The organism is Adhaeribacter aquaticus DSM 16391 (assembly GCF_000473365.1).
In the GTDB taxonomy this organism is placed as follows: Bacteria; Bacteroidota; Bacteroidia; order Cytophagales; family Hymenobacteraceae; genus Adhaeribacter; species Adhaeribacter aquaticus.
Genome location: NZ_KI421517.1, coordinates 4,281,404 through 4,293,770, shown reverse-complemented (window position 1 = coordinate 4,293,770; position 12,367 = coordinate 4,281,404). Strand labels below are relative to the sequence as shown.

Here is a 12,367-nt window from a genome sequence, read left to right as displayed (position 1 = left end):
TATAAAAATCATGCTTCGGCCGACGGCCCAGCACGTTTTTTTACTAACCGTTGTGCATCATACTAAGAAACGTTTTTATTTCTATTCCTTCCCAAAAAATAACTTCTCTCGATGTTTTAGCCCCCAGTCCTTTAAAGCATCAATTATAGGTACTAAAGTGTTGACATAGATGTCCGGTTGATATAGAATTTTTGCTGGAAAGTCATCGATAACAGTGCGCTTTATCAATTGATGTTCTTCTAAATCCTTTAACTCCTTGGCCAATACTTTGGGTGTGATACCTGGGATACTATGTTGGATATCCGTAAAGCGTTTATTGCCTACCATTACAGAAATAATGATTGGTAATTTCCACTTTCCGTTGATTACATCTAAGGCGTCCCGTACGGGTTTTAGCGTATCCAAACAAGATAAATAAGTTTGTTTTTTAGTCATACCAAGCTATATTAAATTCGCTTCCCTTTAGGAAAGCACTATACAAAGGAAAGTATTTATTTGATAACTTTGTACATTAATTTTAATTAAACGCTAAATATCAAATAGATAGAAAATGAAAATAGGAATTTTAGGTGTAGGCCACATTGGTAAAACTTTAGCTTTAAAGTTAGCTAAAGCCGGTCACGAAGTGAGTGTGGCTAATTCCAGAGGTCCGGAAACTATAAGCACCGATGTACTTGCAACGGGAGCTAAAGCAGTATCTGCACAAGAGGCAATATTAGGCAAAGATGCTATTATTCTATCCATTCCCTTACTTCATATCCCCAAGACAGCACCTCTTTTTGCAGATGTTCCTGAAGAGACTGTTGTGATTGATACCTCAAACTATTATCCGCAAAGAGATAACAAAATTGAAAGTATAGAAGCCGGACAGGTAGAAAGTTTATGGGTAAAGGAACAATTAGGGCGCCCTATTGCAAAAGCGTGGAATGCCATTGGTTCAGACTCCTTTGCTAAAAAAGGCAAATCCTCTGAAAGCACTGACCGGGTTGCGATTCCCATAGCCGCTGATCGAGAGACAGACAGGGAGTTGACTATGAAATTAGTAAATGACACCGGATTTGATGCATTCTATACTGGCTCGTTAAGCGATTCGTGGAGACTGCAACCCGGAGCTCCCATTTATTGTACAGACCTTACGGTAAAAGAAATAGAAGATTTTATAAACACAACTGAAAAAGAGCGCTTGCCTAAACGAAGGGATATAGCAGTAGAAGCAATTACAGAACGTGTAGGGGACGGTAAGACTAATCCAAGTGCAGATTATGGTATCCGTTTAAATAGAGCGTTGTTTATGTGATTTAAAAAAATACATGAAACATTAAAAAAGGCAGAGTAAATTTACTCTGCCTTTTTTAATCTGAAACTAAGCAGAATTGAAAAAGTACGAACGCACAACAACACCTAAACGCCAGCCTTGGCCGATGGCCTTGCCCGCCGTTTAGCCCAACTGTTAGCTGTCATTGTTGCTAAACGGCTAATATCCAGCCAACATCAAAAGCATCAGTTACTTCAATTAGTTTTTGGTCATCGGAATTCTTGGCGATAAGATTTTTTTTATCAAATTCCAGTTTTTTAATAAGCTCTTTTCTATCATAAGTATTTTTACAATAAAGGAAAATAGAAATATAGTTGCCGAGTTTTCTTCCTTCGTTGTGTACCAGGTCTGAGCCGTGAATAATTACCCTGTCAGAAACCAGCGACCCACTAACGACAGGCATTTCTGCATAACCATGTAATTCTTCTTCAAAAGTTTCAAATTGCAACCTGCCCCCAAAGCAAGATTGGTAAAATGAGAGTGCTTTCTTGCAATTTCCCGAAAATGTTATAAAAGTCCCGCTTGTTAATCTATCATTATTAGGCTCAATCATGGTAGAATAAATTAAGCATCAGGAATTTCAGGTTCTACAAGTTTTATCAACTTCTCCAGCGATTCCTGCCAGCCTAAATAGCATATTTCAGTGGGTATTACATCAGGAATTCCTTCTTGTAATACTTTAAGTTCAGTCCCGCAGAAAACCTTGTTCAGCCATATAGTAGTTGTTATTTCTCCGGGTAAATTGGGATCGTCAAATCTATCAACGTATTTAATAAATTCATTAGTTTTTATTTCCAGGTATTCTCCACCGAAGGAGTGTCCGTTACCTGTACTGAAATTAATAAAGGTCATTTTAAACTGACCGCCTACCTTAAAATCCATCTGCTGTACCGTGCATACAAAGCCATAAGGGGGGAGCCAGTTTGAATGCGCTATAGGATCTGCAAATGCCCGAAATACTTTTTCCGGGCTTGCCTTAATTACCCTGTGTAGTGATACACTATTGTTTTCCATTTTATTACAAATTAAGTTTGAGTTGATTGAATATTCCTTTTTATTCTTTCCTTTCCCTCATTCTCCTTCTTCCTGAAGGTCACAATTTCTGTAATGAGTTGTTCAGGCAGTGGTTGAGATGTTGTAATCTGAATGGCAGATTTATTTGTTTTATACCCCGCCAAATCTTCTTTAAAGTGGTTCCAAAACGCCTTGCTATAGGGGTTCGATAAAGTAATATGTTTGGGAAATGCGCAGTAGTATATCAGATACCCGTGGTATTTATAGCAAGGTTTCTGATAACTGATACATTCCTCTGCCTCAGGTACTACATCGTTAATGATTTTCCGGATGGTCTGCATTCTCGCTAACGCCTCACCACTAAAAGCCTGGTGGTACTCATCAATTGACTGATAATTTGTTTTGGCCATAATCCTGGATCTTATTGTAATAAACATAAGAGACTGCCAGAATGCCCAGTACCACAATTGGCATTAGCATAAACCCAATGTTTTTATCTACAGAGGCATGACTGATGAAGGCAAATATTAAATTAAAGGTTAGCCCCGCATAGGCCCATTCTTTAAGTTTACCGGGTGTTTTAGGATAGGAAATAGCTAAAACCCCGAGTACTTTACAAATGATAAGCGAATAGGCAAAGTAATCTGGATAGCCCAAAGGTTTTGTACCAGCATTTACATACTCTGGTGCAAACAGTATGGTGCTAAGGGGCATTACACCTTCCCAAAGTATAATGACGGTAGTTGCCACCCAAAAGATTATTTTAATTTTTTTCATAACATTAAGATATCTATGGTTTATTGATTGAATGATTCAATATAATTCACAAAGTTGTTCAGGATAGCCTGCCATCCTTGTTTCTGAAACTCAGGGTCATTTTCTGTTTCAGCATCAAATGTGGTTGCTATTTGTGTTTTACCGTCTTGCTCTGTAAACAAAGTAGTAGCTTTTCTTCCATCACTCATGGTGTAAGCAATTTCTTTATGCAACTCCACCTTGTCATAAGTCCCTTCAAAGTCGAAACCGAAGCTGCCATCTTTGGCTTCCATTCTATTCTTAAACTTACCACCTGCTCTCAGGTCGTTTTCACTACTTGCAGTATGCCAGCTTGGGTCAGGAGTGTTCCATTGCATAATGTTGCTGGGAGTATTCCAGGCTTTCCAAACTTTTGCTACGGGTGCATGTATTGTTCCTTCTACCACCAATCTAGTTGCTTGTATCATAGTTATTTAGCTTTTATGTTTATTAGATTTTACATTACAAAGATAAAGCAGGGTATAAAACTATATCTGTTGTGAAAATGACAATTGTAGGGGTGAATTATGACAAAACTATTTTTTATCTTTAGAACTTAACACGCTAGTTGATATGCGAATTTCAGTCTTTGTGCCTGAGTATGGGGTAATTGAAGCCGTTACACCACCATTTAGAAGCTTTCATACTGCCAATGAGTTTTTAACTGCATTTGGTAAAAAGCCCATTTTCGAGGTAGAGTATGTGGGCTTAAACGAATATGTACCTGCTAACAATGGCGAGTACACTATTAAAACCGATAGGTTGCTCAAAGATGTTACTGAAACGGACTTACTTATTATACCACCTACATTTGGCGATACCACCAAAGGAATACAAGCCAACGCAGAAGCAATACCTTATTTCAAACAGTTACACCAGAAAGGTTCAAGCCTTGCCAGTTTGTGTATCGGTGCTTTTCTTTTAGCTGAAACAGGGTTACTCAATGGTAAAAAATGCTCTACGCACTGGGCTCATATTAATGAGTTTAAGGAAAGGTACCCTCAAGTAGAAGTAGAAGACGGAGCTATCATAACAGAATACGAAAATATTTATAGTAGTGGTGGGGCAAGCAGTTTATGGAATTTAATATTATACCTGATTGAAAAGTTCTCTGATAGAGAAACAGCCGTTATGATTTCAAAATATTTTGCATTAGATATAGGAAGAGATAGTCAATCCCAATTCGCAATATTCAGAGGTCAAAGAAATCACCAGGATGCTGATATTCATAAAGTACAGGATTATGTGGAAAAACATTATGAAGATAAAATAACAATAGACACTTTAACAAAGCTAACTAACGCCGGTCGCAGAACATTTGAAAGAAGATTTAAAGAGGCTACCAACAATACACCCATAGAGTATATTCAAAGAGTAAGAATAGAAGCTGCCAAAATCTTTTTTGAAGCATCAAGAAAGAATGTAACAGAAATAATGTTTGATGTGGGTTATACGGATACGAAAGCGTTTAGAGATATATTTAAAAAGATTACAGGGCTTACTCCAATTGAGTACAGAAATAAGTTTGCCAGGGTGGCAAATGAGGGGTAAATTATAGTACCAAATAGAAAAAACACGAACGGCTAACAAGGCATAAACAAAACCCGTGCTTCGCTTCGGGCTTTGCATATACTAACCGTTATGCTTGAGCGTAAAAATCAAAATTTCACTTTTACTCAAACATTAAAGAATAATGTGATGGACCTAAATGAAGCATTTGACAAAATTTATAACTATACTCATATGTGGAATTGGGGACCTGACTGGGATGTACTTAGAAGAGTGTATTTAGCTTTCCCAGACTCTTATTCTGTATTGACACCTTTTGCATATTCTTACCTTGAAGAAATGATTAGATCAACAACAAGTGAATATGGTAGAGATTTATTCAATACAGATGGTACCCCAAAAAAATACCGAAAAGTTGGCATTAAACTGATCGATTTAGCAATTGCTGAAAATAAAGTTAGAAAGCCAGAATTTGTTAAAATTTTACCTGAAATAAAGTCCTATTTCACTCAATCTGAACCTACCGATATTGGAAATAATCGAAATAGCGTAGCTCATGGATATATGCACCCTAGATTTTGGGATCAGGAATCATTTGAAAAGTTAATTTTTGACATTGCAAAACTATCAAAACATGCTGGATTCTAGATGCCCATGTATTTTTGACGTTTTATAGCATTGTAAGATTTTGAAATAAACTGTCAAAGAAAAAAAATCCTAAGCATTACAATGTATAAAAATAATTGCCTGTTTAGAAGTTTTTTTTAATGGCATTTATTCACTTCATATTACTACATTTCGATAAGAAATTTGCAAGCTAATGGCTACTATTTTTAAACTAACCGTTGTAGGCAACCTTAAATAACCAGCCATGACACACAGCCAATTAAGTAGAAGAAGAGTAATGCAGCTACTGGCTGCTACAATGGTCGGCAGTGCAACCATTCCATTGAGCTCCTTCGCTCAACCTATCAGGGATGAAGAGCAATCTAGTGATGAGCCGAAGCCATTGTACATTCCCTCTGGAAAAGGGGAAAAAGGAAAGATTGCTGTTAATGAAATCACCTTTAAGCTGAATAAAGAACAGACATCAGGAAATTTAGGCTCCGCCGAAACCACACTTTTTCCTGGCTACATGGGTGCCGTTCCTCACAGGCATAAAAGCTTTGACGAAGTATGCCGGGTACTGCAAGGAACACTGACGATTATGGTCGGTGAAGAAATTTTTAAGGTAGAAGCAGGTGGCTGGCACCTGCGACCCAGAGGTCTTGTACATAGCTTTTGGAACAGAGGAAAAGTGCCGGTTAAATTTATCGAACTGTATCTACCCGGCGGACATGAAGTCTACATGCAGCAGCTCACTGATTTATTTGTTAATGGTAGAACACCTAAACCCGAGGAAGTGGATGCTCTTGCTAAGAAGCACGACATAGAGTTCTTTTGGGACCAATTACCCCCTCTTCTCAAAAAATATAAAGTTCGCTTGTAAATTGGCTGCCTACAACAGTTGCTTACCACAATAGCGGGTGAAATGCTATAATAAACGGAAGAACAAATTGTCTGCTTTTATAATACATATTAATTGAAGTACTGCCAAACCCGCTACTGCGGCAAGCAGTAGGACGGTGGTCATAACTTAAGAAATGAAAGTTTTATTTTACCTGGTAGTAATGACTTTTTTATTAAGTTGCTCTGAAGAGAAGACTAATTCTGATGACTCAGAAATAAAGAATAATCTAAGGTCAGATTTTGACTCCATCCAGATTAGAAAAGGGTTTAATGAAAGTATGTATTTTGATTTCTTGGGTAATAATAGAGTGCTTTCCAGTATGGATGACACTACTACCGAAAGAGCCACCAGTAGGATGGAGGTTGTAAAAGTTAGCGATTCTTTAGATCAAAGAGTTGGGGTGGAAACAATTTATAGGTGTAAAGCTTACTTATCCAAGGATACTATAAATATTTATATTACAAACAGCTTTGAAGTTGGTTATGGAATTAAATTAAAAGTTGTTAATGAAAAATTTCAGGCCTTGCCTTATTCCTCAACGCTTATAGTTGAAACAGATACTATTCCAGTAGTTATATTAAATCAACGCCTACGGTTACACAAAACAAAATTTGTTGTTGGAGATAGTATTTTTGGTGAATTACATGTAAGAGCAAAGGAAGGTATTATGAATTGGTATGCTGATGGTTTATTTAAAGCTAAAATTGAAAAAGAAGAAAAACTTTGACTAACAAAACCTAAACGTCAGTCTTCGGTCGATGGCCTCGCCCGCCGTTTAGCCCAGTCGTTGTGTGTAATGCCACCCTCTCTATTTAAGTTTGCGAAAATGGATGCTGAATTGAAAACTATAAAGTTTGATAAAGCCCAGTGTGGGGTGGAAGTTTTACTACGGGTAGGGGCAGGCGATGAGCTAAAGGAAGCCTACGTAGATACAGATATTTACAAGACCGACTATTTTGAAATCTTATTCTTTAAAGAGGCAAGTGGTTACCTATTATTAAACCAGCAAAAGATTACCATTGCCAATCACACCATTGTTTTCATTTCACCTTTCCAGAAACGGCAATGGAAGTTAGACCCTCAACATTTAGATTTTACCTTTCTCATTTTTCAGGAAGACTTTCTCAACGATTTCTTTTCAGACAAACTTTTCACTTTCCGCTTACTTTTTTTCTATCAGTTAGATTATCCGCTGAAACTGGCGGTGACAGATGGAGATATGCAAAAGGCTTGCAGCATCCTTACTGAAATTAACGCGGAACTAAAGCAATCAAAATTGGACAGTGAGCATATCATCCGCTCACTACTTTACTATTTGCTGCTGAAACTTAACCGGGATTATGCTTTTAAAAACAAGATGCCACTGGAAAAGCCTGAGAACACCCATGCTTATGAGTTTAAGAAGCTAATGGAGCAGCATATCAAAGAAAAGAAGCGGGTAAGTGAATATGCCTCACTTTTAGGCATTAGCAGAATAACGCTGAATAAAGCTGTTCAAGCGCAGTTTGGCATTACGGCCAGCCATTTACTGAAGCAACGCCTGCTTTTGGAAGTCAAAAGCTTTCTGCTACATTCCCAGTTTACGGTTGCTGAAATAGCCAACGAACTCAACTTTTCTGAACCCAATCATCTGATGCGGTTTTTCAAGACGCAAACTGGGCTGACGATTTCTGAATTTTTAACAGATTATCAAAATGGTAGTATTCAGTAATGCTTTGGTAGAAGCTAAATAAGCTTGCACTCCGACCTTTGCCTCTAATTTTAAACCTAAAAATTAAAATGACTATGGCAATAAGTGCAAGCATACAGTTCATCAGAAATGCTACCTTACTCCTTCAATACAATGGGAAAAAAATATTGGTAGACCCTATGTTCTTTCCCAAGGGAGCGTTTGACCCGATTGCAGGAAAAGAACGTAACCCAATGGTAGAGTTGCCTGTTTCTGCTGAAGAAATCATTAAGGACCTTGACTTGGTTTTAGTAACCCATACCCATCCTGACCATTTTGACCCAGTGGCCATGGAGGCATTAGACAAGTCTATCAAACTCTTCAATCAGCCAGCGGATGAAGAATACTTCAAAAATGCCAATTTTACCAATGCTGAGACAATAACCGATAGTATTGTTTGGAATGGAATCACTATCTACCGAACAGGTGGCGAGCACGGCAGCGGTGAAGTTTTGCAGCATATGGGCACTGTTTCCGGCTTTGTACTAAAGGCGGAAAACCAGCCGACCATTTACCTTGTAGGCGATAGCGTTTGGATGAATGAAGTAGCGGGAGCAATAGAGCAATTTAAACCAGATTATATTGTTACCAACTCAGGCGGTGCAGAAATGCCAGGCTTTGAAGGAACACGTATCATTTTAAACGAAGAGCAAACAATAACTTTAGTTGAAGCCAGTGGCCATGCAAAAGTAATAGCAATACACATGGAGGCTCTGGACCATTGCCTTACCACAAGAGCTTCCTTACGCAGAAAAGCAGACGAGGCGAACATTGCTTTAGAGAAGTTGCTAATACCTAAAGACGGTGAAAGATTTAACCTCTAAACTAACCAACGCACTACTACAACAATACCTTGTTAAAATGCCGGCTGTTTGTTTATCAGCCGGCATTTTGTCCCTTATTCAACTTCCTTTAACTTACCTGCCTAATAGAAGTGAATTCCTGCACTTGAGCAAGGATTACCTATTATAATTTATTCTCCACCACACGCAAGGGAGATAAATTCTTTTGCTAACGGCAAAGTGAAAGGGACTAAGTGAATCGGATATGATAATTTCTGGTAATTTGCAAGTAGGTGAGATTCAGTAAAAAAAATCGACCTCTGTCACGATTATAAACCCAAAATCATAGAAGTGATTGTTTAAATAATAACTTTGATAAAAAATTAAAGAGTATGAAAAAACTTGTTTTATTTATCACGCTAATGATTTTTATTCAAAGTTGTGAGAAAGATAATGACGATATAAAAGTTTTTTTAAATGAAAACTGGAAACGATTACCTATTGAAACTGACGCCAACTTGACAAAAATATTTTTTATAGATGATCAAACTGGTTTTGTAGCAAGTGAGCCTTCGATAGATACAATAAAACATATTACAAAATATAACTTTGATTACAAAAATCTTCTCGGGACACCTACAATTATAAGAGATTCAACTAAGTATTATTCATACCAGGCAAAAATTGTTTTATCAAAAAATCATGGACCTTCTTTTTTCAAAACAACCGATAAAGGAAATACCTGGACCAGCCTAGCGACACCTTTTGCTTCACAAATTACTGACATTTTCTTTCTTGATGAAAATTATGGATTTGTAACGACAGAATACGAGGGGGTATTTAAAACTACTGATGGAGGTAAAGTTTGGACGAAAGTTATGGCCAGCTTTTCTTTTCCTGGCGATGGTGCGATAGTTCTCCATCCCCATTATATGATTCGGTTTTTTAATAAAATGGAAGGTTTTGTTCAAATTGATAATGGAAATTATTATATGCGTGTCCAAACGCAGGACGGAGGTTTAAGCTGGAACTTTCTTTCTAATAACGCCGATAAGTCAAAACCTCTCATTATTTCTCATAGAGCAAGCATATTGCCAGACAATAAAACCGGTTTGCTCATTAATAGATACGGAAAAATCTATAAAACAACAGATAGAGGCGCAAACTGGAACCTGATAAGGGAAACGAACGGATTTTCCAGCGATGCCTCTTTTCTAAATGAAGATATGGGATATTATATCACTCCACAGGGCATTCTTAAAACTAACGATGGCGGAAAGAACTGGGAGGAAATACAAACACATTTTCCTAATACACCTCTCATTGATCCTTATAGCCAAATATTTGCATTTGAAACGGGTGAAATCATTACAACTAATTTATCTGATGGTAAAATTTATTTATCAAAAGATGGAGGTGCAAATTTTAGCTTAACATTAGATGTAGGTGAAAAGCAATTGAATGACATTAGCTTTCCAACCCACAACACAGGGTTTGCAATAGGGAATCATGGTCAAATTTTTAAATATTCAAAAAAATAACACATTATAACAGTTCCTATGAGGGTTAAGTAACAGCTTTTACCTAAGCCTTCAACAAAATTCTGATTGTGAAGTTCTTTGGACTGGGTGGCCCGAACCTAAATGGTTAGCTCTTTTCCCTTTTATACCTGGATGATATTGTCTTGGAAAATTTCAGTATATAAACACCCATGCCTAAGTAAGGCTGAAGTAACAAAGTAAAACCAGCTCTATAATTTGAAGCACACAACGGCTGATTTGCTCATCAATAGAATTGTTGTGCTACTTATAGAATGTAAAGAGCAGCCGCTAAACAAGCCTTTAAGGCAGCCTCGCCATCGCAAAGCGAAGTGCGGTATGCTCTACTTAGGGATAGACAGAATCGTTAAGAATAAGTAAGTTAAAATGACAAAGCCAAGAGTAAAAATTTGCTGTATTAGTAGTATTGATGAAGCAAGAATTGCTATTGAACACGGAGCGTCTGCATTGGGTTTGGTTGGACATATGCCAAGCGGACCAGGTGTTATTGGAGATGAGCTCATAAGTCAAATTGCAAAGACAGTTCCACCACCTATTTCAACTTTCTTGCTGACAAGCGAAACGAACCCAAAAGACATAATTAAACATTACAGACGTGTCAATACATCAACGATTCAAATTGTAGATGAATTAGAGAGGCGGGAGTATGAAATGCTTCGCAGCGAATTGCCAAATGTCAAGTTGGTGCAAGTTATTCACGTAATTGACCAGAATTCAGTAAAAGAAGCTATCGAAGTTTCAGCATATGTCGATGCCATTTTATTAGACAGTGGAAATCCAAAACTATCGGTAAAAGAATTGGGTGGTACAGGAAGAGTACACAATTGGGAATTAAGTAAGGAAATCAGAAGGTCGATACCAATCCCATTGTTTCTGGCAGGCGGACTGAACAAAGACAATGTGAAAAAAGCTATTGAAACGGTTCAACCATTTGGCCTTGACCACTGAATGGATCCTGATCCAGCGCTGTTACCCGGTTCAGTTCTTTTTGCCAGCGACGCAATTCTGCCACGTAAGGCACACATTCTTTCCGCTGCAGCAGTTCGCCTTCTGCTTCCAGGTCGAAAAGGCCGTTGTGCAGCCATTCGTTGGTATGCCAGTCGGGCATGTCTACTGCCGGAAAAAGACAAATACCGTGTAAATCAATACCCGCTTCTACCGCCGCCAATGATTCGTCCATGACATCCCGCAGCCAATCTTCCCAACCTTCCTTCATGCCACTGGTTTCGCCAATAATCATGGGGCGTTTGTACCTTTCCCAAACCAAATGCAACAGGTCGCACAGCGGCTTAATGCGGTCGTCATCCGGGGGCAGCGCTTCGTGCGGGCCTTGTTCCCGGTATTCCATCTGGCCAAAAGAATAATTATTGGCCCCTACAATGTCTAATATGTCGGGAGAGCCGCCCAATTCCGGATGTTCTTTACCATATAATATATCCCATGCCAGAAAGGTATCAACATATGTTTCGTGCCAGGCGGCCTGTTTCTGGTCCGGCCGGTTGTGGGGTGCCACTACCTGCACCAGGGGATCGATGTTAATCATGCGGGCATCGGGCACTACCTGCCTTATGGCTTTTACCCCGGCAATAGCGGCTTTGCACAGTGCCAGCCGGAGTTTATACCGATCTTCCCGGGTGTTTCGGTAAGGTGCGACCCATCCCCATTCGCCGCCACAAAAAGAAAAAAAAGTAATTTCGTTTATGGGCGTAAAGAAATAAGGGCCGGGCAGTTTTGGAGTTACATATTCGGCTACGGCCTTGCAATAGTCGGCAAACCGCTGAATAAACGCATCGCTAAAAGGATCCAGATCATCCGGATAGCCATAATGACAAAGGTCCCATACCGGCAGTATTTTTTGCTGCTGCATGGCTTCAATCATGGGATCGATGGATGAGAAATCGTAGGACCCGTTTTTATCTACCATGGGCCAAGAGATGCCTTCGCGGGAAACCGCAATACCTAAATCCCGCAGCAAGGCATAATCTTTAGCGGCAAAGCGATCGTGTTGGGTTTCAGCTATCAAATTACGTCTTTTTTTATCTTTCCACAAGAAGGTAGAACACTCAAATCCGGAAATAAAAAATGTAGGGAAAATGCCAGGTCGCTTTGTCATCGATTGTTTTAAACTCTTCAATTTTAAAAAATGTTTTGCGG

16 protein-coding genes are annotated in these 12,367 nt (G+C 38.7%); 9 read left to right on the top strand and 7 right to left on the bottom strand.

Going from position 1 to position 12,367, the window contains the following annotated elements; translation table 11 throughout:
- Window positions 1-81: 81 nt before the first annotated feature.
- The gene (locus ADHAQ_RS0121345; protein ID WP_026464662.1) at window positions 82-435 is read right to left on the bottom strand and encodes a winged helix-turn-helix transcriptional regulator; all 354 of its coding nucleotides are present in this window, start codon (window positions 433-435) and stop codon (window positions 82-84) included.
- A 115-nt stretch (window positions 436-550) separates the two neighbouring features.
- On the opposite strand from ADHAQ_RS0121345, the gene ADHAQ_RS0121340 reads away from it, so the two are divergent.
- Window positions 551-1,297 (top strand): NADPH-dependent F420 reductase, encoded by a 747-nt coding sequence (locus tag ADHAQ_RS0121340; RefSeq protein WP_026464661.1) that lies wholly within the window; start codon window positions 551-553, stop codon window positions 1,295-1,297.
- A gap of 169 nt (window positions 1,298-1,466) precedes the next feature.
- Here ADHAQ_RS0121340 and ADHAQ_RS0121335 read toward each other — a convergent pair whose 3' ends face one another.
- Genes ADHAQ_RS0121335 through ADHAQ_RS0121315 form a run of 5 tightly spaced genes read right to left on the bottom strand, consistent with a single transcriptional unit; the run spans window position 1,467 to window position 3,552 of the window.
- Window positions 1,467-1,868: a VOC family protein gene (locus ADHAQ_RS0121335; RefSeq protein WP_026464660.1), complete on the bottom strand. Its 402-nt coding sequence runs from the start codon at window positions 1,866-1,868 to the stop codon at window positions 1,467-1,469.
- 11 nt (window positions 1,869-1,879) lie between these two features.
- The gene (locus ADHAQ_RS0121330; RefSeq protein WP_026464659.1) at window positions 1,880-2,329 is read right to left on the bottom strand and encodes an SRPBCC family protein; all 450 of its coding nucleotides are present in this window, start codon (window positions 2,327-2,329) and stop codon (window positions 1,880-1,882) included.
- 11 nt (window positions 2,330-2,340) lie between these two features.
- The gene (locus ADHAQ_RS26625) at window positions 2,341-2,766 is read right to left on the bottom strand and encodes an iron chaperone (RefSeq protein WP_245590646.1); all 426 of its coding nucleotides are present in this window, start codon (window positions 2,764-2,766) and stop codon (window positions 2,341-2,343) included.
- The gene (locus ADHAQ_RS0121320; protein ID WP_026464658.1) at window positions 2,711-3,106 is read right to left on the bottom strand and encodes a DoxX family protein; all 396 of its coding nucleotides are present in this window, start codon (window positions 3,104-3,106) and stop codon (window positions 2,711-2,713) included. Before ADHAQ_RS0121320 ends, ADHAQ_RS26625 begins: the two co-directional genes overlap by 56 nt.
- Window positions 3,107-3,126: 20 nt before the next feature.
- Window positions 3,127-3,552: an SRPBCC family protein gene (locus ADHAQ_RS0121315; protein WP_026464657.1), complete on the bottom strand. Its 426-nt coding sequence runs from the start codon at window positions 3,550-3,552 to the stop codon at window positions 3,127-3,129.
- A 145-nt stretch (window positions 3,553-3,697) separates the two neighbouring features.
- On the opposite strand from ADHAQ_RS0121315, the gene ADHAQ_RS0121310 reads away from it, so the two are divergent.
- From ADHAQ_RS0121310 to ADHAQ_RS26615, 8 genes are all read left to right on the top strand, one after another.
- Window positions 3,698-4,675: a GlxA family transcriptional regulator gene (locus tag ADHAQ_RS0121310; RefSeq protein WP_026464656.1), complete on the top strand. Its 978-nt coding sequence runs from the start codon at window positions 3,698-3,700 to the stop codon at window positions 4,673-4,675.
- 90 nt (window positions 4,676-4,765) lie between these two features.
- Complete coding sequence (locus tag ADHAQ_RS0121305) at window positions 4,766-5,281, top strand: hypothetical protein (protein WP_051360080.1); 516 nt, start codon at window positions 4,766-4,768, stop codon at window positions 5,279-5,281.
- A 223-nt stretch (window positions 5,282-5,504) separates the two neighbouring features.
- Window positions 5,505-6,122 (top strand): cupin domain-containing protein, encoded by a 618-nt coding sequence (locus ADHAQ_RS27430; protein ID WP_084523932.1) that lies wholly within the window; start codon window positions 5,505-5,507, stop codon window positions 6,120-6,122.
- A gap of 154 nt (window positions 6,123-6,276) precedes the next feature.
- Window positions 6,277-6,870 (top strand): hypothetical protein, encoded by a 594-nt coding sequence (locus ADHAQ_RS0121295; protein ID WP_026464654.1) that lies wholly within the window; start codon window positions 6,277-6,279, stop codon window positions 6,868-6,870.
- A gap of 99 nt (window positions 6,871-6,969) precedes the next feature.
- Window positions 6,970-7,854, top strand: coding sequence for a helix-turn-helix domain-containing protein (locus ADHAQ_RS0121290; protein WP_026464653.1), 885 nt, complete (start codon window positions 6,970-6,972; stop codon window positions 7,852-7,854).
- Window positions 7,855-7,928: 74 nt separating this feature from the next.
- Entirely contained in the window at window positions 7,929-8,696 is a 768-nt protein-coding gene (locus ADHAQ_RS0121285) for an MBL fold metallo-hydrolase (protein ID WP_026464652.1), read from the top strand.
- A 350-nt stretch (window positions 8,697-9,046) separates the two neighbouring features.
- Window positions 9,047-10,195, top strand: coding sequence for a WD40/YVTN/BNR-like repeat-containing protein (locus ADHAQ_RS0121280; protein WP_026464651.1), 1,149 nt, complete (start codon window positions 9,047-9,049; stop codon window positions 10,193-10,195).
- A 384-nt stretch (window positions 10,196-10,579) separates the two neighbouring features.
- Entirely contained in the window at window positions 10,580-11,161 is a 582-nt protein-coding gene (locus ADHAQ_RS26615) for a phosphoribosylanthranilate isomerase (protein ID WP_084523930.1), read from the top strand.
- On the opposite strand, the gene ADHAQ_RS26610 is transcribed toward ADHAQ_RS26615, so the two are convergent.
- On the bottom strand, window positions 11,124-12,326 hold the full coding sequence (locus ADHAQ_RS26610; RefSeq protein WP_034256983.1) for a family 1 glycosylhydrolase: 1,203 nt from the start codon (window positions 12,324-12,326) through the stop codon (window positions 11,124-11,126). The genes ADHAQ_RS26615 and ADHAQ_RS26610 overlap by 38 nt on opposite strands.
- Between the last annotated feature and the right edge of the window lie 41 nt (window positions 12,327-12,367).

Excerpts from the sequence above, each read along its gene's own strand:
- ADHAQ_RS0121345 (WP_026464662.1), bottom strand. The coding sequence starts at position 435 with ATGACTAAAAAACAAACTTATTTATCTTGTTTGGATACGCTAAAACCC.
- ADHAQ_RS0121340 (WP_026464661.1), top strand. The coding sequence starts at position 551 with ATGAAAATAGGAATTTTAGGTGTAGGCCACATTGGTAAAACTTTAGCT.
- ADHAQ_RS0121335 (WP_026464660.1), bottom strand. The coding sequence starts at position 1,868 with ATGATTGAGCCTAATAATGATAGATTAACAAGCGGGACTTTTATAACA.
- ADHAQ_RS0121330 (WP_026464659.1), bottom strand. The coding sequence starts at position 2,329 with ATGGAAAACAATAGTGTATCACTACACAGGGTAATTAAGGCAAGCCCG.
- ADHAQ_RS26625 (WP_245590646.1), bottom strand. The coding sequence starts at position 2,766 with ATGTTTATTACAATAAGATCCAGGATTATGGCCAAAACAAATTATCAG.
- ADHAQ_RS0121320 (WP_026464658.1), bottom strand. The coding sequence starts at position 3,106 with ATGAAAAAAATTAAAATAATCTTTTGGGTGGCAACTACCGTCATTATA.
- ADHAQ_RS0121315 (WP_026464657.1), bottom strand. The coding sequence starts at position 3,552 with ATGATACAAGCAACTAGATTGGTGGTAGAAGGAACAATACATGCACCC.
- ADHAQ_RS0121310 (WP_026464656.1), top strand. The coding sequence starts at position 3,698 with ATGCGAATTTCAGTCTTTGTGCCTGAGTATGGGGTAATTGAAGCCGTT.
- ADHAQ_RS0121305 (WP_051360080.1), top strand. The coding sequence starts at position 4,766 with ATGCTTGAGCGTAAAAATCAAAATTTCACTTTTACTCAAACATTAAAG.
- ADHAQ_RS27430 (WP_084523932.1), top strand. The coding sequence starts at position 5,505 with ATGACACACAGCCAATTAAGTAGAAGAAGAGTAATGCAGCTACTGGCT.
- ADHAQ_RS0121295 (WP_026464654.1), top strand. The coding sequence starts at position 6,277 with ATGAAAGTTTTATTTTACCTGGTAGTAATGACTTTTTTATTAAGTTGC.
- ADHAQ_RS0121290 (WP_026464653.1), top strand. The coding sequence starts at position 6,970 with ATGGATGCTGAATTGAAAACTATAAAGTTTGATAAAGCCCAGTGTGGG.
- ADHAQ_RS0121285 (WP_026464652.1), top strand. The coding sequence starts at position 7,929 with ATGGCAATAAGTGCAAGCATACAGTTCATCAGAAATGCTACCTTACTC.
- ADHAQ_RS0121280 (WP_026464651.1), top strand. The coding sequence starts at position 9,047 with ATGAAAAAACTTGTTTTATTTATCACGCTAATGATTTTTATTCAAAGT.
- ADHAQ_RS26615 (WP_084523930.1), top strand. The coding sequence starts at position 10,580 with ATGACAAAGCCAAGAGTAAAAATTTGCTGTATTAGTAGTATTGATGAA.
- ADHAQ_RS26610 (WP_034256983.1), bottom strand. The coding sequence starts at position 12,326 with ATGACAAAGCGACCTGGCATTTTCCCTACATTTTTTATTTCCGGATTT.